The following is a 23,402-nucleotide window of genomic DNA, read 5'->3' as shown; positions in this document are numbered from 1 at the left end:
TAACATCCGTACATTATATCACTTCTTATAACATAACTCCATGACTCCATTTCTACTCTCTTCCCTTGCGAAACGGCCTTTTATTTTGGCTTCATCACATAGTATATAGCCTGCTGTTTTAAAAACGAGCGCCATGTCATTGCATTTTTTTTGTCATTATATTGCGTTACTAACTGTTCAATGCGTTGTTTATGTCCTAAAAAGAAAGAGTCAATTAACACGTCATATCCGATTGATTTTATTTTTCGAATCCAAATTACTTGTTGTTCCTCTAAATTTGCAAATCTTCCTCTTACATCTTTGATGATAACCTGCTCATTTGTCAATGGGGTATATCCTTTTAAGAAAAACGAATTAGGTACTTTAGACACAATAATTGGCTCTAGTACACTCGTCAAAAAAAAGGCTCCTTGAATCAAAAACGACTCTGTTTTCTGCTTTGCCTGATCAGCTAAAAAAAGCTGCAGCAGGGTTTTCCCCTGAATGGTTACATATTCAAATGCAAACCACTGAAAAAATAATTGTTCATGGGAATCAGACAGAGGCGCCTCATGAGGCAAGTTTACTAACTCTTTAAATAAATGTGAAGCCCGCACTTTTTCTCGTATATTCGTATAGCGGTTCACAAAAAAGAAATATTGATTGTAAAAGTCGCAAATAGCATTATCAGACTGAAGCTGCTTTTGTTCACGAATTTCATTAAAGTTAATCAGTTCATGATTTTCTTCTCTCATTACTCTTCACTCGTACTCTAATTATTTTAGTTTGTCCTCTTTATACGCCTTCAGCTCATATGTTTCTGCTGGTGAGAAATGATAGCAAACTATCACATGCTAAAAAAGCAACACACACATTATCCTTACATATAGTAAATCATTTTACTAGTTCTGACAAACCTTTTCCTTTTTTTCTTCATGGATTTCTTCCAAAATCTCTACTCAAATTCTGTATAAACGAACTTAAAGCAGGAAAAAAAGAGGCGACGGATACAGTGACAGAGCGTTAGCTCACACAATGCTGTATCCTGCTGATCTTGCATAGCCTCTTTTTTAACCTACATGTAGAAAAACAGCTTAAAATGTAGAAGTGGCTGTTTGACTTTCCATTTCCTGAAGCTCGTTTTCGGTAATGAGCACATCTCTCGGCTTGCTTCCTCTTGCTTCTGAAATAATGCCTTGCTGTTCCATCATATCAATGAGGCGCGCAGCGCGATTGTACCCCATTCTGAAGCGTCTTTGCAGACTGGAAGTAGATGCACCGCCTTGGTCTAGCACAAACTCGCATGCTTCATAGAAAAGCTCATCTTCTTCATTTGAAGCAAAGCTCTGCTGCTTTTTCAACAAATCTTCTTGATCAAATAGGTATGTTGGCTTCATTTGCTTTTTGACATGATCTACAACGCGGTCAATTTCTTCATCTGAAACAAAGTTCCCTTGAATTCGAACGCTTTTAGAAGAGCCGTTTTCAAGAAGCAGCATATCACCTTTACCTAGTAGCTTCTCTGCTCCCCCTGTGTCGATAATTGTACGTGAATCAACTTGCGAAGAAACAGAAAATGCAATACGCGTTGGCACATTCGCTTTAATTAAGCCTGTAATCACATCTACGGAAGGACGCTGAGTTGCAAGCAATAAGTGAATGCCACATGCTCTTGCCTTTTGTGCAATACGGCAAATAGCTTCCTCTACTTCCCCAGGAGATACCATCATTAAGTCGGCAAGTTCATCAATAATAATAACTAGATATGGGAGCTCCCCGCTTTTTTCATTATGTTCTTTTACACGTTCGTTGTATTTTGTAATATCACGTACGCCCGCATGTGCAAACAATTCATAACGGCGCTCCATTTCCTCTACTGCCCATTTTAAAGCTGTAGTAGCTGCTTTAGCATCCGTGATAACCGGGCTGACTAAATGCGGAATACCGTTGTAAGGAGCTAGCTCAACCATTTTAGGGTCAATTAACATAAGCTTGACTTCGTGCGGCGCAGCTTTATAAAGCAAGCTGACGATAATAGTATTAATACACACGCTTTTACCAGACCCTGTCGCTCCGGCAATCAAACCATGAGGCATTTTATTCAAGTCAGTCACAACCGGCGTTCCTGAAATATCTAACCCTAAAGCCACCGTTAAAGGAGAGTTATCTTTTCTAAAAGAGGGATGCCTCAAAATTTCACGAATTAACACCGGCTTACTTTGACGATTTGGCACTTCAATTCCAATCGTATTTTTCCCTGGAATTGGCGCTTCAATTCGGATATCACGCGCGGCTAGGCTCAGTTTAATATCATCTGTTAAATTCGTAATTTTGTTCACTTTCACACCGGGTTCAGGATGTACTTCAAATCTGGTCACGGTAGGACCTTGTGTGACGTTTACGACCTTAGCTCGAACGTTAAAGTTTTTTAATGTCATATCCAAAAGCTCACGCTGCTCATCCGCCCATTGATTATCTTCTTCAATAGCAGCTGGAGGAATGTTAAGCAAGTTCATTCCAGGAAATGCATAAGGAGAAGAAGCCTTTACATTTACAGGTTCTTCAGCTTTCAACGAAGCCTGCGGAATTGCTTCTTTGGTTTTTTCACCGTGAACTTCTTCTTGCCTACTTACTTCCGTTTTTTTTTGCAGAGCTTCTGTCTCCTGCCCTTGGTATGAACCTTGAGACGGCTGACTTTTTTCTCGAGCGCTGTTATTCATCTTTGTGCGGTCTTTTTTCAGCATCATCACGTTAAAAGGCACTAATCGCTTACCGCGACCTCGTTCAGCATTTCCTGGCTGTTCTGCAGGTACAAGAGGTTCTACAGCTGACTCTTGCTGTACTTGTTCTTGTAACTCTTGACTTTCATGCATACTGCTTTCTTCCTCTTTTATCACCGAATTTTCAAGCTCTTGGTGAACAACAGCCGATGCCGCTTCTGGTTGCCATTCATCAGCTGCGGGTTGCGATGAATTTAAACTTTCAGAATTCAGCTCATGTTCTGCTTCCATATGAACACTGTTTGCAGGCTCTTCTAGAATGACGTCACTTTCTTTCTCAGCAGCTGGAGCTTCTTCTTTCTTTCTAGGCTTTAGTGCTTCTACTTCTTCTGCTGCTTGTAAAAACACTTCGCTTCCGTCCATCAACGTTTCTACTTCTTCAGTCTCATTTCCTATCTCTTGTTGGAGAGAAACTGATGGTTCAGACGGGCGCGTTTCCTCTGAAATTGGAACTTCTTCGGGCGCTGTCATACCTTTCGCTAAATCCCAGTCAAGAGTGCTCTCTTGTCCCACTAACGGTTCGACCGCGTGTGATTCTTCAAAAGCTGGCACCTCTTCCTGTTCTTTTACGGCTACTGAAGAACTTGGCTTTTCTTCAGGAAATGATAGCTTCTCTTTTTGATTTTCCTCATATTGCTTCCACTGAGCAAAACGCTGAGAAGACAGTTGCATCATTTCTTCTGTTTCTTGAATCGGTGCTTCTTCGGCTATAGGCTTAGAAACCGGTTTTCTTAACGGCTCTACAACAGCTGTATTCATCGCTCGTCGGTAAATTTCATCTTCAAACGCCGCTTTTGATAACTGTGTACTCGGAAGCTCATATTCTACTACTTCCTCACTTCCGTTTTGTACAACATTAGAAGGCCGCTTATTAAACCCATAGACAGGTGAAGGAATTTCAGTAGGACGAAACGGACGTTTTCTTACTTGCGGAACCGCTTCTTTCTTTTCAGATACCGTTTTTAACGGCTGAGATACTGACTTAGGCTGCGTTAGCGCCGACTTGCGAACAGGCTCTTGATAAAACGGAGCCGGTGCCTTTTTTGTTACAGGCCTTGGTTCATTTTTAGGCGCTGCTGCCTTTTTTGCTTCTCCCGTATCATCAATTAAAGGAAAACGAAACGTTCCTTTTGGATATTGATAAGCTACTTTTGTATGAACATCTTGCTGTTCTTCAGTGTAACTCCGCTTTTGCGTTCTGGCCGAGTGTGGAACAGAAGGTTTTGGCGCTGCTTTCATCACTGGCTTTTGATGAACTGACTGCATTTGTTTAGGCTTAGGAGCCTTCTTTTTAGGAATTGTTTTTTCTCTATTTAAAGGGTATTCTTCCGTTGTATTTCCATGTTCGTCTACAACAATTTCTTTCACTTCGTATCCTAGTAAATAATCCATTACTTTTCGTACAAAACCCATTTTTATCACTCTTTCTATCAGACTATCTTACTTCGTTTAGCCTCTTATACCGCAGTGCTGCGATATCTACAAAAAGCTATCCATGCATCCTTTATTTACCTTTGGCCTCAAAGTATTCTCTGAGATGGATATATATACTATCTTTTCATTTATCATTCTATCACGTATGCTTGAACTCTTACTATAAAATCTACTATTTTGCTTCCCTTATTTATACAGTAAAATTCCTCTTTGCAAAAATATTTTTTTGCGTCTAGTTAGCACTCATAATTAAACGCGAAAAAAGCCACTAGTATATACTAGTGGCTTTTAATTTTATCAAACCTTTTTAAGAATTGACAATTGCTTTTCAGCAACTGTAACGCTTTGAAATATACGTGTAAAAAAACATCATGCTTTTGCCCTATAAATCAGTATCGCACTCTGCTTTTATGCTTGAAAAGGTTGACCTACTTCATATTTGTCTTCAAGTACTAGAATTCCTTTTTCTTGAGGAGCGTTCGGAAGCGCCAGCTCTTTAGCAGAGCAAATCATACCTGAAGAAGGCACACCGCGCAGCTCTGCATCTTTAATGATCATGCCGCTTGGCATAACCGCTCCTACTTTTGCTACCACGACTTTTTGACCTGCGTCTACATTTGGTGCTCCACACACAATTTGAAGTGTTTCTGTGCCAACATCTACTTTACAGATGTTCAGCTTATCTGCATTTGGATGCTTTTCTTTTTCTTGAACGTATCCCACTACAAATTTAGGAGATAAATCCACTTCAAGTTTACCTTCAAAACCGCTTTCGCTAAGTACACGATTTACTTCTTCCACCATTTCTTCTGTTAATTCAAGAGAACCATTTCCCTCTACTTTTAACTTAGAAGAAGCATGAAAGATGTTATAGCCAGCTGTTGTATTTGATTTTTGATCAAAGATACGCACAACGTCGCCTTTTGTTTCAAACGTGCGATTTTCAATTGCGATATCTTCTAGCTTGACGATTAATGTATCGCCGATACCTTCTTTATTATAAAAAAGATTCATAATTAGTCCCGTCCTTTACTGCGATTTTTTCCTAGAATAAAAATAGGTTCTAGCTCACCGTTTTCGTATAAAAATGAAAGAGCTGTGATGGGTACACGTCCACTTGCAAAAAAGCTCATGGTCATTTGCGCAAGAATATCATAACCCGTTTCGTTTTGAATATCAGCTAGAATCAGCACATCTTGATGAGGTACTGCTACAGCCATTGTGCCCGAAACACTAGAAGCAAAATCTTGCAAAAATGCCTCGTTAAGAATTCGACTTGCATCGTATCCATCGTTCTGATTTACAAAATAAAAGTCATTGCCTGCTACCGTATCTTTTTTATGTGAAATCGGCAAAGAGCGAAGATTAAATTTAGCCATTTCCCGCACTGCGGATAGATCTAAATTTTCCTTGCGAATTAGTTTCTCATCTAATAGACGATATGTATTGCCTAAATCAAGCGCATAATAAATGCGTGTTTCAGCTGTATGTTCATCATAAATCAACGGCACGTCTTCATTCGATTTATCTGGAAAAGACGTTGAGCGAATAACTGGATAAATGCGCTTTTCTTTTCCCGTTACCTGCTGTTCATCGTTCATAACACGAAGAGCTTCTTTTATATAATATACCATTTCATCTAGAGCCGCTTCCTTTTTTTCTTCCCATTTTGCAATTAGCCCAGGTAAAGAAATGGTTACACCTTTTTTCGTTTCCTGATGTTCAACGCGCAGCGTATCTTTTTCACGATCAAATAAAAATGACCAATCTGCACCCGTTAATCGCTCTTCTAGTAGTTTTCTCATCTTTTGACTATTCATTTTCGCCATATTTACGCCTCCTTTTCTCATTTTTATGTATGAAGACTGATAGCTGTAGATCGCTATCAGTCTTCACTTGATTTATGCATTTAAGCCGTTAATAAACTCTTCAATTTCTTCTTTTGTTTTACGGTCTTTGCTGACAAAACGCCCTGTTTCTTCTCCGTTGCTGTAACCAACAAAGCTTGGAATTCCAAAGATGCTTAATTCTGCACAAAGATCGATAAAGTCATCGCGGTCGACATAGTGAAATGTATACTCACTATGATTCGCCTCAATTTCTGGAAGCACAGGCTCGATTACTCGGCAATCTGGGCACCAGTCTGCTGAAAACATCATGATATGCTTTCCTTCTTTAATGATTTCTTTGTATTGTTCAATTGTTTGCATTTTTTCCATTTTTCTTTCCTCCACTTTTTCTTTTACTTTCGTATTTAAACGGCTAAAGCCCTATACATTATTTAATCCTTCTACATCAAAACATAGTATATGAGTTGTTGCAACTATCATACACTGATGCTTTTCTATTATAAAGGGTTACAAAGAAATTTCCTATTGAACAGCTTGATTTGTCCTAAAATCAAGCTGTCCTTTTAGCATTAAAACAACCTGATAAAACATAGCGGTCCGATCTAAATTTCCATTGGTGAAAATACCGATTGCTCCTTCTTTTTTTCGGATATTCTTTTGGTTTGTATACACTTCCATAGCTTCGGCTAATTCTTTTTTATCATGACGAAGCATACCGGCTACCGCTTCAGGAAGCCGAATACGAGCCCCTCCACCTAAAATCGGTTCAAGGTCCTTAGAGGTAACAAGGCTTCCCCAATTGCAAAGGAATAAGCCATGAGGCGTTTCCTGCACCCCTCCTTCAAGCCCAATACCAATATCAGCACCTGTCTCTTTCACAGCAGCACGCGCGCGATTAACCGCTCCTTGGATGGTTTCTTCGTCAGAAAAAGGCTGTGGCGACACCCCGGACTGCACGCCTACCTCTACATATGTAAAAGTATCTCCAAATACTTTTTTTACTGCATTTACTTTTGTTGGATTTTTCGTTCCGATTGCAATTTTCATTTTTTTCTCCTGTCATTATGAAACAAAGCAACCGCAAAAGCAGCTGCTTTGTTCTTTTTATCCGTTTTGCTTAATCGTATCGAGCGTTGTTTGGTCTGTAGAACGTACAAGTTTGACTAGTAATTCTTTTGCAGCTGCATAGTCATCTACATGAATCATAGAAGCATGAGTATGAATATAACGTGAACATACGCCGATGACCGCAGAAGGAACTCCATTATTAGAAGTATGAACGCGCCCTGCATCCGTACCTCCTGGAGAAACAAAGTATTGATAAGGGATGCTGTTTGTCTCAGCTGTATCTAAAATAAATTCTCTCATTCCTCTATGTGTGACCATCGTACGGTCAAAGATACGAAGTAATACGCCTTTTCCTAATTGTCCAAATGCATTTTTATCGCCTGATGTATCGTTAGCTGGACTAGCATCTAGTGCATAAAACAAATCCGGTTTAATCATATTCGCAGCTGATTGAGCACCGCGAAGTCCTACTTCTTCTTGCACAGTAGCTCCAGAATATAAGATATTTGGCAATTTTTCATTTTTTACTTCTTTTAATAATTCAATCGCAAGTCCGCACCCATAGCGGTTATCCCATGCTTTCGCCAGTATTTTCTTTTCATTTGCCATTGGCGTAAACGGACAAATCGGTACAATTTGGTCGCCAGGACGAATGCCCATTTCTGCTACTTCCTGCTTACTATCTGCGCCCACATCAATCATCATATTTTTAATGGCCATTGGCTTGTTGCGCTGTGATTCGTCTAATAAATGAGGAGGGATAGAAGCAATTACGCCGGTGATAGGACCTTTTTTTGTAACAACATGGACGCGTTGAGCTAGCAGTACTTGACTCCACCATCCTCCTAGAGTTTGAAAACGAAGCATTCCTTTATCTGTTACAGACGTAACCATAAATCCTACTTCGTCCATATGTCCCGCTACCATTACTTTAGGACCTTTTTCTTCATTATAGCGAACGCCGAATAAACTTCCTAACCCATCTTGAATGACTTCATCTACAAGGGGTTCAATTTGCGAGCGCATAAATGAACGTACTTGATGTTCGTTTCCAGCGGCACCTGGTAACTCCGTTAATGTTTTAAATAGAGATAGCGTTTCATTGTTCATATATACTCTCCTTTATGTATCATTTTCTTTATTGTATCGAAAACCGGAAATAGTTGCTAGTTCCGTCCTTCTCTTCTATAACTCAACTTAACAAAGCATTCGACAATTTGATATAATGATGAAAACATATCCTTAAAAAGCAGGTGAATAACGTGAAATGGACTCAACTAATAGCAGGAGCTGCAGTCGGATTTGCAAGCGCTTATATTCTTCAAAAAAGAAAGTCGTCAATTTCCTCATCGGAAGCCCTTACGATTGTTAAAAGCGCTTTTAAACAAAATGGGGCAATCGATGGCTCATGGATTGAAACAACGACTAAAGTCATTCAAAAACATGGTCTCTCTTTTTATGGTTATACAGGTGGAATTATCAGAACACGTGATGCAAAACAGGAACATTACGAGTTTTTCATTGATAAAAAAAGCGGTTCTATTATTGAATTGACGCTGAATGCACCCGTTTAATTTCGTCAACTATTTCTCCTTTGTTATCCCATTTTACAGCTCGATAAAAAGCATCATGATAAAAACTCAGCCAAGCTTGATTCTCATAGGCATAAGCTAGCCACTGCTGCTTTTGTTCAATCGAAGTCATTGGATAATCATCATATGCCATTACCCATAAGACATTTTGATGTGCATGTGTTGGCAAAAGATCGCCCATGTGCACTAAGATGTCATTGTTTCCTTTTAATACAACTACAGCATGACCATCGCTGTGACCGCCGGTATGATGAGCCGTTACTCCAGGCACAATTTCATCTTTATCGCTAAATGTTGTTACTTGATGCTGAATAAATTCCCAATTTTGTTTCCAATACGTATTTTTAGAACGTATATTAGGATTTCTCATTTCATTCCACTCGATCTCACTAACAAAGATTTCTGCATTTGGAAAAGCAGAGGAAAAATGTCCGTTGCTGCATTTTGTTAAGCCTGACACATGATCAAAGTGAAGATGCGTCATAATGACATGAGTAATATCTTCGCACGTAAACCCTAACTTTTGTAAATCTTCAGCAATAAATGATTCTTCTGTTACACCAAAATGACGCTTTTTTTTCTCATCCAACATACCATTCCCTATACCCCCATCAATTAACATGAGGTGTTTTTCAGTTTGAACGAGCAAAGGATCAGTTCTCATTGGAATTCGATTTCCTTCTGAGATAGGATATTTTTTTGTCCAAAGCTCTTTTGGAACAACACCAAACATTGCTCCTCCGTCTAAATGATTATTCCCTCCACGAAGCCATGTCACTTTTAATCCGCCTATTGTTAACGTTTCCATTTTACACCTCCATTATATTCCTTTTTATTTTATCACTATCTCCTTCTCTTTTTGAACAAAAAAAGACTGATGAACTCAGTCTTTTTCGTTCAGGTATTTTACTTCACAGCGGTAAATACGGCTGCCTTTTTGTGAAAATTTCTCTTCATATTCCGTCATAACATTGCCTTCAAAATCGCTTTTATGCAAATCTAAGCTAATGTATTTGAGAAGAAGCCCATATTCTGAAAAGCTTGTCAATGAATATTCAAATAGACCTTGATTATCTGTTTTAAAGTGAATTTCTCCACCATCAACCAGCAGGTTTTCGTACATGCTTAAGAACGTTTTGTATGTTAAACGGCGTTTGGCATGTCTCTTTTTTGGCCATGGATCAGAGAAATTGAGATAAACGCGATCCACGTCATTTTTTGCAAAAAACTCACTAAGGTGGTTAGCATCTACATTCAACAGCTTTAAATTTGGAAGCTCTTCTTCAATCAATCGTTCTAGAGCACTTAAGATGACACTTTCATACATTTCAATTCCAATATAGTTGATATGCGGATTTTGTTTAGCCATCCCTACTAAAAATTGGCCTTTTCCTGTTCCTACTTCAATATGAAGAGGATTTTCGTTTCCAAAAACCTCTTTCCAGTTCCCTTTATACTCTGCTGGGTTTGGAACCACGTATTGGGGATTTTCAGCAATTTTATCTTTTGCCCAAGGTTTGTTTCGTAATCTCATGTTGCACCTCTTTAATGTATTTTGACGCATTGAAAATGTCGGTTATTCGAAACAACCGACATTCTCATGCATAATTGTGTTTAGATAGAAAAAAATAAGAGCATCATACGAGAAAGGATGATGCTTAATGCCTTTAAATGCCGAACACCAAATGAATATATTAAAAGATATTTTATCTAATCATCAAAGTGATTGCTGCGGAACGGTTGCGGAATGTGAACAGGTTGAACGTTTAATTCAATCAATGTTAGCAAAAGGATACGCTAGCACAGACGTACAAGCAACACTACAAAACGTGTATAAATACACGCAAGATGCAAAAAGTGCTGCTCATTTAGACGAACATATTCAAACCAATCAACAAAATTTATCACAATGGGTCCAAGAACTATCTACCTTGTCATAATCTTTGCTACTGTGCTTGAATGTCGTTGACGAGCAACATCCGAAGATATTCAAGCCAGTAGTTCATTTCAGAATGTTCATTTTTCGAACGATGCCATTCAATGAATAAAATGGTTTGACTTATCACATACCACTTCATTCTCTTTTTCAAGTTCTCGGTTAGTTCAACTCCATAATGCTCAAGCCATTCTTCCCACTGAGATGGATTGATGTACCAATAAAGCAATAAACCTAAATCAATAGCAGGATCTGCAATCATCGCTCCGTCCCAGTCGATTAAATATAGCTGCGTATTCTCTCCAAGCATCCAGTTATTGTGGTTCACATCACAGTGACACACAACATATTTATCTGTCTGAACGGACGGAAGCTCTGCTTGTAAATAACTGATTCCCTGCTCTACAATACTTTCTTTTTGAAGTCGCTCGTCCACATTCTCTACAATATCGGCTAGCACGTCTTCGGGAAGAAGCGGTGTTTTCCCCAACCTTTTCAACATATCTAATAACTCGTTTGAATGATGAATTTTACTAAGCAATTCTGTCACTCGACTCGAATTCATATCTTTTGGTTTTAATTCTCGACCATCTAGCCAGTGCTGAGCTGTGATCACATCTCCATTTTCCATTCGTCTTGTCCACACGAGCTTCGGTACGATTCCTTCAGCTGACAATACTGCTAAAAAAGGTGATGAATTACGCTTTAAAAAAAGCTTTCGGTCTTGAAATTTTGCAAAATAAGCTTCTCCTGTCGCTCCGCCAGCAGGAGTAATTTCCCATTCGCTTCCTAATATATCTTCCAACCAATTCACCTTCAATTTCAACACACACATTTCGTTTAAAAATTTCACTCAATAAAGCAATCTATTAAGACATCATGACGTTATTTTCTTAGTAAATAAAAAAGACGGCTATTGAGGATATGTATCAATAGCCATCCTTTATAAATATTATCTCCATCATACTTTTTTCGTCAAGTGGTTGAAGACAATAATTACGTTTGAAATAAAATAAGAACGCTAAGCTTTGAAACGTTTATAGCATTATCCTCTATAGTAGGATACCCATTTTTATATACTTTACAATGATCAAGTGCTATTTTCCATGGTCCTTCTGGCAAAACTACTTTTTCTTCCATTAGGCCTTGATTAAAAAACACAATAATATTCTTCCACGGACCGTAAGCCAATACGTTTGATAAGCAATAGCCAATAACGGATTGCGGCGTATTTAGGAAAGAAACATGCTGCCTAATCGCTGAAGCATCTCCCAAGCGAAATGCACCGTGCTGTTTGCGAATACGAATCAGCTCTTGAACCCAATTCACATCAGGAGAAAATTTGATCCGTCGATTCCAATCAAGTGCATTAATATCATCGGGTGAATTATAGCTGTTCTCTACGCCTTGTTTAGTGCGGTAAAACTCTTGACCACTATGAAGAAACGGTATGCCTTGCGAAAGAAGTACAATAGCAGTAGCAAGGCGGTGACGACTTCTACGAATGTCTTCGTCTTCTTCTCCATTTGAATTCGTTAACTTATCCCACAGCGTATGATTATCATGTGATTCAACGTAATTAACTGATTGTGCTGGATTTATAAATAAAGCCCGGCTGTCTTCTTTATCCAGAATGCTCCCCGCTATAACAGATTGCACGGTCTCTTTTTGATGAATATTTCCGCTGATAAAACCTTTTTCATATACATCAAACGTGCTTCCTTTTACAGAATCTCGAAAGCGATCATTAAAATAGCCGATTTGAGGCGTTTGGCGGGCATTCGCCATAATTGCTTTTTGATTATAGGGGAGAGGAGTGTTTAAATCCCAGCCTTCGCCAAACACCAAAATAGTAGAATCAATTTCATTTATTTTGTCCCGAATGATGTTCATCGTTTCTATATCTAAAATCCCCATGAGGTCAAAGCGAAGCCCATCAACGTCGTACTCTTTTATCCAAAACAATACTGAATCGATAATAAACTTTTGCGCCATTTTCCGTTCAGAAGCAAAATCATTTCCTACTCCCGTCCCGTTCGAAGGCATCCCAAACTCATCATGTCGAAAATAATAGCCCGGAACAATTTTTTCAAAAGGTGATTCCTCTCGTACAAATACGTGATTATAAACTACATCTATAATAACACGGAATCCCTGTTGATGAAGTGTTGATATTAATTGTTTCACTTCAGCAATACGAGTGGCAGGATTTGAAGGGTCAGCGGAGTAGCTTCCTTCTGGTACATTAAACAACAATGGATTATACCCCCAATTATAAGAAGCATGAGGGTTTAATTCATCTACTCCGCCAAAGTCGTTAATAGGAAGAAATTCAAGGTGGGTCACTCCTAGCTCTTTTAAATAATGAAGACCTGTTGTTTTGCCTGGCTGCCCGCTTGATTCAGTAACAGCTAGGTATGTGCCCTTTTTTTCTATCCCGCTTAAAGGATGAATAGAAAAGTCGCGAACGTGCATTTCGTAAATAACGGCATCTGTTGGCTGAAGGAAAGGTGGCTTTTCATGGGGATGAACATAGGCTGTATGAAGATTTATCAGAACTCCGTATTCACTATTTGCTGTAGCTGCAACGGCATAAGGATCCACCGCTTCATTTGTCCGGTCGTTTACATCTATTAAAAATCGATAATAATATCCTTCTTTATCTAAGGGAAGTTTCTTTTCCCATACGCCTTTTCTTTGACGAGCCATGACGTACAGTTCTTCTTTGCCGCTGTTTGCATGTATTAATTTTAAAATCACTGCTGATGCAGTCGGGGCCCAAATTTTTATCATAATATGATCTGAATAAAAGGCTGCACCCAAATCATTTTGATTATAATAAAATCTCTCATCAAACTCTTTGGTTCGTATAACAGCCCCTACCTGCAGCGGAACTTTCTCTCCGTAATTATCACAGATAACGTACGACTGTCCAATTTCTATGCTACCTTCAACCTTGCCTTCATATTTGATAAAACCTTCTAATTCATGTACGTTTTCAATAGAGATGGTCTCATGTATTTGTGTACTTTTAATCACAAAAAAATCAATTTGACCTTCATGATAAGAAGTTGGAACTAAAAGAGTAATACGATCTATTTGATCTAAATAAGCTTGAAACTTATTATCACCAGTCATCCTTTTCTCCTCCTTATGCCAATTACCTCTTTAGTAGCATTATATGTAGTAAACGCAAAAACGAAAGCACTTTCATAGCGTGAATGTTCGTATTATTCACCTGCTTCGAATTCCCGGTCAAAATAAATACTCTGGCTGTGTTCGAGCAATACTTGAGCTGCTTTCATCTGCTTAAACTTTAAAGGTGCTTTAGATTTCCTAAGTTCACAAAACCATTCTTCATACTTTCTAGCATCTACAAATTCAACCTGATAAGGCTCCGCAGCGTAATCAATGTATCCATTTCTGCTCAGTAATATTTTCTTTACGTTATGTTCAATATCGTGAGTACGATAGATGCTTCGGACAATTTGCTCCGTTCGATTTAACCCAATTAAAGGATTTAATATCTTTTTTTGATCTCTTCCTCTTAACTCTGTCCAAAAATTTTCTTTTGAATACTGAAAAACAGCACTTTTATATGTTTCTATTAAACAAATACAGAGGGTTTCCGTTGGAGTAACAATAATGATATCTCCTTCTACCGGAGCTTTATTAATCAGGAAAACAGGCTTGTACATCACGAGACATGTATCAGGAAAGCGCTGAATAAAATAACGGAGAGCTTCATCATGGTAATGTTTACGATCTGCTTGTGAGAACTCAAATAAAGTGGATGTAGCCCATTTCATTTGAAGATCAAATACATTTTCTAAAAACAATATTTTCAAGTCTTCCGCTGTTTGTGGAAGAGTTGTAAACCTCAATAGCTCTTGATTTTCCACGCTATCGCTAGAGAACGCTTCTTCCACTTCACACGTTTCTGTTTTTCTTGTAAACCGCTCTTTTGCTTTTTGCAAAAATGAACGTTGAGCTTTTGTTTCTTCTTGTACAGGCGGCTCATGTAATAGCCCTTCTTCAAATAATTGCTTTGCTTTCTTCCAATTATGCTTTTTTAAGTGATTAAACTGAGACGTGTAGTGATAAACGTCTTTTTCATAACGGGAAATATAATCTTGCACCTTAAGTAGCTGCGCCACGTTTACATCAATCCCCTAATTAAAATTCCTCTAAAACTTTGTTCGCCGATGATTTCTCTATTATCATCGGCGTTTTCTTTCCTTTGATAAGAGCGATTTTTAAATAACCTCTCTCCATGCTTGTATGTTCATATGCTACTGTGACTGCAAGGAAAAAGATAGTATTTTTTTATATTTAGGTTTGCTAGCAGGATGAACTTCAAAAAGGGCAAACGAACTTACTTGAAACTGTTCTTCAATCGACGTTTGTTTTAACTGTTCTTCCAAAAGTCCGGCTTCCCCTCCCCACTTCTTTGCAATCGTAATATGAGGACGATAAGGACGTTTTTCATATAAGCCGCTTAGATCTCCCCATACGGCCTGTATATCCCTTTGCAGATTCATAAGCTTATCATTTGGCCTAAGGCTTACATAAAGCACTCTAGGCTTGTTATACGCACCGAACACATCGTACTGACCTGTCTGCAGCGAAAAACTTGAATGACGGGAGGCTACCTCTTTTAAGCGCGTAATCAGCTTTTCCTTTTTGTCATCTAAAAACCCTAAAAATTGTAGCGTTATATGATAATCGTCAGGGTATGTCCATTGTTTGAAAGGAAAAGGTATTAATTCCTTTGCCCAATTTTCTGCCTGATGTGCAATGGATACAGGCACGTTGATTCCAATAAAATAATGTTTATCGCCTTTCATCAAATCGCTCCTTTTCTTTTTATTATCTTTCCCCAATTGGTTATGTTCAAAAAGAGCTAGATCTATTTTAAAGGTTTTTTCGGATGAAATAGAGAGGTTTTTCTGAAAATTTGTCATGTGCTTAAAAAATAAGAATTTGTGTTATCATAGAAACAATACAGAGAATTTTTATAAGAAAAGGATGAGAAAAATGAAAGTTGTTAACAATATGGCTGATTTGATTGGCGAAACACCTCTTGTTAAGTTGAATCGTCTTCAACCTGCAGATGGAGCATCCGTTTACTTAAAACTAGAATTTTTTAATCCAAGCCGTAGTGTAAAAGACCGTGCTGCTTTTAATATGATCGTGGAAGCTGAAAAAGCAGGCTTGCTCAATGAAAATTCTACTATTATTGAACCAACGAGCGGAAATACAGGTATTGGCTTAGCAATGAATGCAGCGGCAAGAGGTTATCGTTCTATTTTAGTTATGCCAGATACCATGACTCAAGAACGAATTAACTTGTTAAAAGCATATGGTGCGGAAGTTGTTCTAACACCGGGCGATGAGAAAATGCCTGGAGCAATTCGCAAGGCAGAAGAGCTTACAAAAGAAATTCCAAATGCATTTATGCCCATGCAGTTTGAAAATAATGCAAACCCTGACGCTCATCGAAAAACGACTGCTAAAGAAATTATCGAGGCAATGAACGAGTTAGGCAAAGACTTATCTGCTTTTGTTGCTACTGCTGGAACAGGCGGAACGATTACAGGAACTGGTGAAGTACTAAGAGAAAACTACCCAAATATGACCGTTCATGTTGTGGAACCAGCTGGGTCTCCTGTATTATCTGGAGGAAGACCTGGGAAGCACAAGCTTGTAGGAACAAGCCCTGGATTTATTCCTGATACGCTTAATGTAGATGTTTACGACGAAATTTTAAAAATTAAAGATGAACAAGCCTACGATATTACGCGACGCTTGGCTTCTGAAGAAGGAATTTTAGTCGGTCCTTCATCTGGCGCTGCGTGCTATGCTGCTATCGAGGTAGCCAAAAAATTATCTCCTGATCAAGTGGTCGTATGTATTGCTTGCGATACAGGTGAACGTTATTTATCAAGCGACCTATTCTCATTTGAATAATAAAAAAGCGAACGCAAAGGCGTTCGCTTTTTTTATTTAGCTAATTCGTAAATAGCCTGTGCATAAATAGCTGTTGCACGAAGTAAATCTTCAATTACCATGTACTCGTCTTTTTCGTGCGCTACTTCTTCACGGCCTGGGAAAAGAGGTCCAAATGCCACCCCCGCTTCCAATGCTCTGGCATACGTTCCTCCTCCAATTGAAATAAGTGTAGGTTCTTCATTTGTTTGTTCTTGGTAAACCTTTTGAAGCGTTTGAATAAGCTCATGTTTTTGATCGACATGATGTGGTTTAGAATCTGTAAAATGTTTGATGGTCATTTGATAAGATTCACTTTTTTCTTTAATCGTATCAATAATGTCGTCAATATGAGCTGATACAGGATAGCGAATGTTTAAACCAAAGTGCCCCGCTTCTTCTTGATTGTAAGACATGATTCCAACATTTATCGTTAAATCACCCGTAACCTCATCTTTGCGATTTAAGCCCATTTTTTCTCCTAGTGCATCTTGAACTAAATACGCATTTGCATAACCTACAAACTGATTAGCTTGTTCATCAAGTTCTAATGTGTGTAAAAAGCGAAGAAGCGTAAGTCCAGCATTTTTCCCTTTATCAGGCACACTGCCATGTGCTGAAACGCCTTCTAAAGTAAGTGTGTATACACCGCTCTTTTCTGTTATTGAACCTTTTAAAGACTGATCCTTTAAAAATTGATCATATTTATTTTTAATATCCGTTTCACTATGGAATTCAAGAACAGCTGTTGCAAGATCAGGAACCATATTGTAGCGTCGTCCAGAGACAAATGATGTAAGCTGAACGCTTCCCTTTGTTCCTTCAATTGGCTGCTGGCGAATTTCTACGTCTGTAATTCCTTTTTCAGCAAAAATGATAGGAAAATCCGCATCGGGCGCAAACCCCATAGTTGGCATCTCTTCATGATTGAAGTAGTGGTCCACACATCTCCAGTCACTTTCTTCATCCGTTCCAATGATCATTCGAACCCGTTTAGATAGAGGAAGCCCTAAATCTTTCACAATTTTCATCGCATAATAAGCAGCCATCGTCGGGCCTTTGTCATCGATTGCTCCTCTAGCAAAAATTTTCCCGTCTTTTATTTCACCGCCGTATGGATCAACCGACCACCCGTCTCCTTCAGGAACAACGTCTACGTGACAAAGAATGCCAAGAAGTTCTTTCCCTTCTCCTGCTTCAATATGACCAGCATATCCGTCTACGTTCTTGACGGAAAACCCGTCATTTTTTCCTTTATTTAAAAGAAAGTCAAGCGCTTGAGCAATTCCAGGTCCAAATGGCTCTTCTTGTTTTTCTGTGCTTGTCAAAACACTTTTAATTTGTAGAAAACGCTGCGTCTCAGCTAGAATTTCAGCTTCTCTTTTTTGAACTTCCTCTTTCCAATTAATTGCCGTCATCTGTTTGTCTCCTTTTCCTGCTTTTACAGATTGTATCTATCATTACTATTGGTAAATTTAACTTTATCATACCTTTATATAGAAAGAAATAATTGTCTCTTTCCTTTCATATCAAAGGTTTACAGAGTCAAAATTCCGGGAAATAAATTGTAGGCACAATCGATAAAAACGGATTCTATTTGTTTATTGTTTACATATACTATAAAAAATGTGCAAATAGAGGAAGGAGATGTTACGAAAGGATTACATATTTATATCATTTTTTGTAAATATTGTGTTAATTTGCGTTTTCTCTTTTATTTTTCTGTCGATTTTGTGTACAATAAGGATAAGGACTGAAATAGTGCTTGACATCTCAGAGTTATAAAGAAGTTGTGCCTTACGAAAAACGAATAAGGAAGTGGTTTTTTGAAACCTTCAACTAATCGAATGCTAACTCGTATCAAATCGGTCTATATGTTCATTTGTAAAAATGGAACAGTTACAACGCAAGAGCTCGTAGACGAATTTGGTATTACACCAAGAACCATTCAGCGTGACTTGAATGTGTTAGCATATAATGATTTAGTTCGCAGCCCAAGTCGCGGTACATGGACGACTACGCAAAAGAAGGTCAAGATGTCATCCTAGTAAGTTTATTTCAAGGGTAGTAAGTGATTTATATATAGAGATAAAATTCTACGCAGTAGAAAGTCAAGACTTGGACGAGTGCATAGTCCCCCGCTCCATTTGCACGTCAAGCAGAGTTGGTACTCGTTTAAGTGCTTTAACGTGAAATGTTTCACTTGTCTAACAAAGTGGACAAAAAAAAGGAACCATTTTAGACTTAGGTTCCTTTTTCTTTCGCCTCTTCTTAGGCATTTGAGTTTTGCAATAAAGCTAGTTCTTCTTCCGTTAACTCCCTATACTCTCCTAAATCTAACGACTCGTCTAATAGCAAGGCTCCCATAGATAAACGTTTTAAATACGTTACTTTTTTTCCTCTTGCTTCAAACATACGCTTCACTTGATGAAATTTCCCTTCAACGATCGTTAATTCAATTTCTGATTCCACACCGCTTGTTAGTATCTTTAACTCTGCTGATTTTGTTACATATCCATCATCAAGAGTGACACCTTGCCTAAATGCTTCAGCATCTTCTTCAGTCACCGGTGCATTAATTTTTGCAAAATACGTTTTAGGAACGTGCTTTTTAGGAGATAGCAGCTGATGTGCAAGCTGACCGTCATTCGTCAGCAGCAAGAGCCCTTCTGTATCTTTATCTAAACGCCCTACCGGAAATGGGTTATACACAGCATCATCAAGTTCAAGCAAGTCCAAAACTGTTTCATGAAGAGAATCTTCTGTCGCTGATATGACGCCTTGCGGCTTATGAAGCATAAAGTAAACAAATTCTCGGTAAGAAACGGCTTCGCCATGCACAGTTATTTCTTGTTCATCTGGATTAACGTGGACCTTAGCATCTTTAACTGCTGTACCGTCTACCTTAACAGCCCCAGTCTTTAAAAGACCTTTAACTTCTTTTCGGCTTCCGTACCCAATGGTAGAAAGCAATTTATCCAAACGCATGTAATATCCTCCTCTTTTTTGAAAAGAAGATGACTCTAACGAGTCATCTTCTTAGGCACTGCGCTGTTTATTTCGGCGCAGTATCTTTCGTTCAATTGCACCTGTTACCCTCGCTCCCATTACTTTTTCAAGCAGGCTTGTACGATAGGTAATAATAAAGTAAATAAGGCCGCCTACTGCTGCTCCTATAATCGTAATAACAGTGGCAGAGAATCGTCCTGGCGTTGTAAACAGACCAATCACTGCTGCGACAATTTTTACGCTGATTCCCATAATCGCAACAAAAATGAGAATAAGCACAGAGCGTTTTATAAACTCACTGTAGTTATATTTTGCGTGTTTTTGAATAAGCGCAAACATATAAACAAGAGATACGATATAGCCTAATGCAGTCGCTAAAACTGAACCAATCTCGTGGAACATAAGAATAAATGGAACGTTCACGACAATTTTCACAATCAATCCAAATAATAGACTTAAAACAGCATATTTTTGTTTGTTGATTCCTTGTAAAATAGCTCCATTCACCGTAAAAAATGAGAACAATAAAGCTACCGGTGCATAGTAAAGCAAGACATTCCCACCCGCATCCGATGCATCTGTTCCAAAGAAAAACGTATAGGCTGGGCCAGCTAAAGCCATTAATCCTACAGATGCTGGCAGCACAAGAAACATAATCGTTTGATATGTTTGGTCAATTTGCTTTTGCAGTACGTTATAATCTTTATTCACAAAGGAACGTGTAATCGTTGGTACAAGAGTCAAACCGAACGCAGTAGCTAATGAAACGGGAATCATCACAAGCTTTGGAACATAAGACTGAACAATTCCGTTCATTGACTCTGCTATTTCTTTTTGTCCAGCCGCTACCATTGCACGGTTAAATGTGAATTGGTCCACATACTGATAAAGCGGAATAGCCAAGCTGACAAAGACATATGGCAATGAATACGTAAGCAGCTCTTTAAAAATGGATACGGTAGAAATACGCGTAGGCGTTACCGTCTGCTCGTTCACCATTTTATCAAGATAAGGCTTTCGTTTTTTCCAGTACCAAATCAATACAGCCAGTCCAGCAAGAGCTCCTACAAAAGCCCCCATCGTAGCAAATCCAACGGCTAATGCAAGACTCCCGTGGACAACTTTGATGACGATATAGGTAGATGCCAATAAAAAGACAACCCGCACAAGCTGTTCAACTACTTGTGAAACAGCTGTTGGTCCCATAGACTGGTGACCTTGGAAAAATCCTCGCATTAAACTCATCATCGGTACTACAATTAACGCAACACTAACCATTCGCATAACCATTACTACATCTTCTAAGGAGTTATTTAAATCAGAACCTCCCAGTGTAATTCTAGACATAACAGGAGCTAACGAATATAAAAGTAAAAATGCAAGTATTCCTGTGACAAGCATTAATTTCATGCCGGCCCGGTACATTCTTCTACTCGTATAGTAATCACCGAGTGCATTATATTTTGATACAAATTTCGATACGGCCATTGGCATACCGGCTGTAGCAATACTTAAATAAATAGCATATTGGTTATATCCGTAACCAAACAGTGCTCCCCCTACGGTTCCAACAAGGATCGCAAATGGAAATAAATAAATCATTCCCAAGATTCGGGATACATAGGTGCCAAGCGTCAGCACAAAGGTCCCTCTTAACAATTTTGAATCAGACATACGTTTGCCTCCGATACTTAATGTTACATACTGATAATAATGATAGAATTGAAAAGAAGCAAGTGACAGTATACACTAAGAAAGGTCTTATACTCACTCGCACTCGTCAACAAACTAGAAAAACAAAGACTATAGCCCATTTTATCCAATGTTGAGAGATTTGTCAGTGAACAAACTAAAATTTTTTAAGAATAGACAGGTTGGTGAAAGTATGATATATGATGTAGTCGTAATCGGAGGAGGACCTTCTGGTTTGATGGCATCGATTGCAGCTGGTGAGTCAGGTGCAAACGTATTATTAATTGATAAAGGCAATAAACTTGGACGAAAGCTTGCCATTTCTGGAGGCGGACGCTGTAATGTGACAAACCGTCTTCCCATTGATGAACTTATTAAACACATTCCAGGAAACGGACGCTTTTTATACAGTGCGTTTTCTGTTTTTAATAACGAAGATATCATCTCTTATTTTGAAGGCCTGGGAATTAAATTAAAAGAAGAAGATCACGGCCGTATGTTTCCGGTCAGCAATAAAGCGCAATCTGTTGTTGACGCATTAATTAGCGAACTTCACCGTCTTCGCGTGACAATTCGCACAAACACAGCCGTTAAACGCGTACACTATGAGAACAACACCGTGAAAGAAGTTGTGCTTCAAAACGGGGAAGCAATCCAAACGAAAAGCGTTGTGATTGCAGTAGGTGGAAAATCAGTACCTCATACAGGTTCGACAGGAGACGGTTATCAATGGGCAAAAGATGCAGGGCATAAAATTACTGAGCTTTACCCAACAGAAGTTCCTATTACATCTAGCGAACACTTTATTAAAACCAAAACGCTTCAAGGTCTATCGCTTCGCAATGTAGGACTAAGCGTGCTTAATAAAAAAGGCAAGCCTGTCATTACTCATCAAATGGATATGATTTTCACTCACTTTGGCATCTCTGGCCCTGCCGCTCTTCGCTGCAGCCAATATGTTGTTAAAGAGTTAAAGAAACAAAAAAGCAACACTGTTCAAATGTCTCTTGATTTATTTCCTAGCCAAAACGAAGAAGATATTTTTCAACAATTAGTCAAAACAACAAAAGAAGAACCGAAAAAAGCAATTAAAAATGTCTTAAAAGGTTTTGTATCTGAACGTTATCTATTGTTTTTACTCGAGCAGGCAGGCATTGATAGCCAAGCGCTAGCAGGACAGCTTCAGCATGAGAAACTGAGAGAATTTGCAAGACTGTGCAAACGATTTGAATTTGCTGTAAACGGCACGCTTTCTTTAGAAAAAGCATTCGTCACAGGAGGCGGCGTATCTGTTAAAGAAATTCACCCAAAAGAAATGTCTTCGAAATTTATGCAAGGCCTTTACTTCTGCGGGGAAATTCTTGATATCCATGGATACACTGGAGGATACAATATCACTTCTGCTCTTGTAACAGGCCGTTTGGCTGGAAGTAATGCAGGAGAATTTGCAACAAGCCTAGCATAATATGCTAGGCTTTATACATAACCATGGCTGAAAAACAGTACACCTGCTCATCACGATCAACATCCACTGTCACTTGGTATTTAATATCAACGACGTCTTCATCCTCTAATTTCCGTAAAAATCGGTTCACCGCAAATTCTAAATCTTTTTCATGCTCTTTATCAAACATTTTTACTTGTATCACAGCTTCTACCACCTTGTCCTATCAAATTTGTTTCAATCAGAATGGACTGTTTCTCTTGATGATGGTTTTTGTACAGATTTTCAATCTCTTACTACCTCTATTTTTATGAGGGCTTTTATAGATTTAGTCATCATTTGTTTTCCTGCTATCATTTTAGTCGGTTGGCAGAAGTTTCATTCAAAAAAGAGGTTAAGACATAACGAAATGAATTCAATCTAAAGACGAACAAATGGGATACATGAGCTGAACCGCTTGTAACACGGCAGTTGATTTCCTTGCAAGACTTCGCTTTCCGCGGGCGGCCAGTGATCCTCCTCCTCGCTTGCGCTCCTGGGGGGTCTCACCTGTTCCGCTTTTCTCGCAGGAGTCTTCGCCTTGCCTTCCAATCAACTGCTAGAAGAAACGAAACAAAAAAAATGAACCAC

23 protein-coding genes are annotated in these 23,402 nt (G+C 38.7%); 5 read left to right on the top strand and 18 right to left on the bottom strand.

Going from position 1 to position 23,402, the window contains the following annotated elements:
• Positions 1-80 precede the first annotated feature (80 nt).
• The 7 genes from ACFX4W_RS16220 to ACFX4W_RS16190 all read right to left on the bottom strand — a co-directional run bounded on the left by ACFX4W_RS16220 (position 81) and on the right by ACFX4W_RS16190 (position 8,221).
• On the bottom strand, positions 81-734 hold the full coding sequence (locus ACFX4W_RS16220; RefSeq protein WP_043975948.1) for a hypothetical protein: 654 nt from the start codon (positions 732-734) through the stop codon (positions 81-83).
• A gap of 339 nt (positions 735-1,073) precedes the next feature.
• Entirely contained in the window at positions 1,074-4,172 is a 3,099-nt protein-coding gene (locus tag ACFX4W_RS16215) for a DNA translocase FtsK (RefSeq protein ID WP_280560429.1), read from the bottom strand.
• A gap of 429 nt (positions 4,173-4,601) precedes the next feature.
• Positions 4,602-5,207, bottom strand: coding sequence for a YtpR family tRNA-binding protein (gene ytpR, locus ACFX4W_RS16210; RefSeq protein ID WP_013085234.1), 606 nt, complete (start codon positions 5,205-5,207; stop codon positions 4,602-4,604).
• Positions 5,208-5,209: 2 nt separating this feature from the next.
• Positions 5,210-6,022 (bottom strand): DUF1444 domain-containing protein, encoded by an 813-nt coding sequence (locus ACFX4W_RS16205; protein ID WP_014457994.1) that lies wholly within the window; start codon positions 6,020-6,022, stop codon positions 5,210-5,212.
• Between the two features lie 72 nt (positions 6,023-6,094).
• The gene (locus ACFX4W_RS16200) at positions 6,095-6,412 is read right to left on the bottom strand and encodes a thioredoxin family protein (RefSeq protein ID WP_013059504.1); all 318 of its coding nucleotides are present in this window, start codon (positions 6,410-6,412) and stop codon (positions 6,095-6,097) included.
• A gap of 153 nt (positions 6,413-6,565) precedes the next feature.
• The gene (locus ACFX4W_RS16195; RefSeq protein WP_162215037.1) at positions 6,566-7,090 is read right to left on the bottom strand and encodes a DUF84 family protein; all 525 of its coding nucleotides are present in this window, start codon (positions 7,088-7,090) and stop codon (positions 6,566-6,568) included.
• Positions 7,091-7,147: 57 nt separating this feature from the next.
• Positions 7,148-8,221 carry a M42 family metallopeptidase gene (locus ACFX4W_RS16190; protein ID WP_013059506.1) on the bottom strand — a complete coding sequence of 358 codons (1,074 nt, stop codon included), beginning with the start codon at positions 8,219-8,221 and terminating at the stop codon, positions 7,148-7,150.
• Between the two features lie 152 nt (positions 8,222-8,373).
• On the opposite strand from ACFX4W_RS16190, the gene ACFX4W_RS16185 reads away from it, so the two are divergent.
• On the top strand, positions 8,374-8,685 hold the full coding sequence (locus ACFX4W_RS16185; protein WP_025750689.1) for a PepSY domain-containing protein: 312 nt from the start codon (positions 8,374-8,376) through the stop codon (positions 8,683-8,685).
• Here the strand turns inward: ACFX4W_RS16185 and ACFX4W_RS16180 are convergent.
• Entirely contained in the window at positions 8,654-9,511 is an 858-nt protein-coding gene (locus ACFX4W_RS16180; protein ID WP_280560432.1) for a YtnP family quorum-quenching lactonase, read from the bottom strand. The two genes, ACFX4W_RS16185 and ACFX4W_RS16180, sit on opposite strands and share 32 nt — an antisense overlap.
• Before the next feature lie 75 nt (positions 9,512-9,586).
• Positions 9,587-10,237, bottom strand: a complete 651-nt coding sequence (gene trmB / locus ACFX4W_RS16175; RefSeq protein WP_013059509.1) for a tRNA (guanosine(46)-N7)-methyltransferase TrmB — start codon at positions 10,235-10,237, stop codon at positions 9,587-9,589.
• Positions 10,238-10,364: 127 nt separating this feature from the next.
• Here trmB and ACFX4W_RS16170 point away from each other — a divergent pair, with 127 nt between their 5' ends.
• Positions 10,365-10,643 (top strand): YtzH-like family protein, encoded by a 279-nt coding sequence (locus tag ACFX4W_RS16170; RefSeq protein ID WP_013059510.1) that lies wholly within the window; start codon positions 10,365-10,367, stop codon positions 10,641-10,643.
• A 6-nt stretch (positions 10,644-10,649) separates the two neighbouring features.
• Here the strand turns inward: ACFX4W_RS16170 and ACFX4W_RS16165 are convergent, their stop codons facing one another.
• From ACFX4W_RS16165 to thpR, 4 genes are all read right to left on the bottom strand, one after another.
• Positions 10,650-11,444 carry a phosphotransferase family protein gene (locus tag ACFX4W_RS16165; protein ID WP_028410490.1) on the bottom strand — a complete coding sequence of 265 codons (795 nt, stop codon included), beginning with the start codon at positions 11,442-11,444 and terminating at the stop codon, positions 10,650-10,652.
• Positions 11,445-11,635: 191 nt separating this feature from the next.
• Entirely contained in the window at positions 11,636-13,777 is a 2,142-nt protein-coding gene (gene pulA / locus ACFX4W_RS16160) for a type I pullulanase (RefSeq protein ID WP_043975934.1), read from the bottom strand.
• A 92-nt stretch (positions 13,778-13,869) separates the two neighbouring features.
• Entirely contained in the window at positions 13,870-14,796 is a 927-nt protein-coding gene (locus tag ACFX4W_RS16155; protein WP_280560433.1) for a hypothetical protein, read from the bottom strand.
• Positions 14,797-14,931: 135 nt separating this feature from the next.
• Entirely contained in the window at positions 14,932-15,486 is a 555-nt protein-coding gene (gene thpR / locus ACFX4W_RS16150) for an RNA 2',3'-cyclic phosphodiesterase (protein ID WP_043975930.1), read from the bottom strand.
• Positions 15,487-15,676: 190 nt separating this feature from the next.
• On the opposite strand from thpR, the gene cysK reads away from it, so the two are divergent.
• A complete protein-coding gene (gene cysK, locus ACFX4W_RS16145; protein WP_013085245.1) occupies positions 15,677-16,609 on the top strand; it encodes a cysteine synthase A in 933 nt (310 codons plus the stop codon).
• Between the two features lie 32 nt (positions 16,610-16,641).
• Here cysK and pepV read toward each other — a convergent pair whose 3' ends face one another.
• On the bottom strand, positions 16,642-18,045 hold the full coding sequence (gene pepV, locus ACFX4W_RS16140) for a dipeptidase PepV (protein ID WP_043975928.1): 1,404 nt from the start codon (positions 18,043-18,045) through the stop codon (positions 16,642-16,644).
• A 408-nt stretch (positions 18,046-18,453) separates the two neighbouring features.
• Between pepV and ACFX4W_RS16135 the strand changes: the two genes are divergently transcribed.
• Positions 18,454-18,675: a DeoR family transcriptional regulator gene (locus ACFX4W_RS16135; protein WP_013059517.1), complete on the top strand. Its 222-nt coding sequence runs from the start codon at positions 18,454-18,456 to the stop codon at positions 18,673-18,675.
• 223 nt (positions 18,676-18,898) lie between these two features.
• Here the strand turns inward: ACFX4W_RS16135 and ACFX4W_RS16130 are convergent, their stop codons facing one another.
• Positions 18,899-19,615: a pseudouridine synthase gene (locus ACFX4W_RS16130; protein WP_097824699.1), complete on the bottom strand. Its 717-nt coding sequence runs from the start codon at positions 19,613-19,615 to the stop codon at positions 18,899-18,901.
• 51 nt (positions 19,616-19,666) lie between these two features.
• Entirely contained in the window at positions 19,667-21,310 is a 1,644-nt protein-coding gene (locus ACFX4W_RS16125) for a putative polysaccharide biosynthesis protein (RefSeq protein WP_043975924.1), read from the bottom strand.
• A gap of 211 nt (positions 21,311-21,521) precedes the next feature.
• Here ACFX4W_RS16125 and ACFX4W_RS16120 point away from each other — a divergent pair, with 211 nt between their 5' ends.
• Positions 21,522-22,793 (top strand): BaiN/RdsA family NAD(P)/FAD-dependent oxidoreductase, encoded by a 1,272-nt coding sequence (locus ACFX4W_RS16120; RefSeq protein WP_043975922.1) that lies wholly within the window; start codon positions 21,522-21,524, stop codon positions 22,791-22,793.
• Positions 22,794-22,797: 4 nt separating this feature from the next.
• Here ACFX4W_RS16120 and ACFX4W_RS16115 read toward each other — a convergent pair whose 3' ends face one another.
• Positions 22,798-22,977 (bottom strand): sporulation protein Cse60, encoded by a 180-nt coding sequence (locus ACFX4W_RS16115; protein ID WP_013059521.1) that lies wholly within the window; start codon positions 22,975-22,977, stop codon positions 22,798-22,800.
• A 210-nt stretch (positions 22,978-23,187) separates the two neighbouring features.
• Positions 23,188-23,367 carry a hypothetical protein gene (locus ACFX4W_RS16110; protein ID WP_080781547.1) on the bottom strand — a complete coding sequence of 60 codons (180 nt, stop codon included), beginning with the start codon at positions 23,365-23,367 and terminating at the stop codon, positions 23,188-23,190.
• Between the last annotated feature and the right edge of the window lie 35 nt (positions 23,368-23,402).

It is taken from the genome of Priestia sp. YIM B13489 (assembly GCF_042787645.1).
Taxonomy (GTDB): domain Bacteria; phylum Bacillota; class Bacilli; order Bacillales; family Bacillaceae_H; genus Priestia; species Priestia megaterium.
The sequence above is the reverse complement of the archived record's forward strand: the minus strand, read 5'-3'. Positions and strand labels throughout refer to the sequence as shown.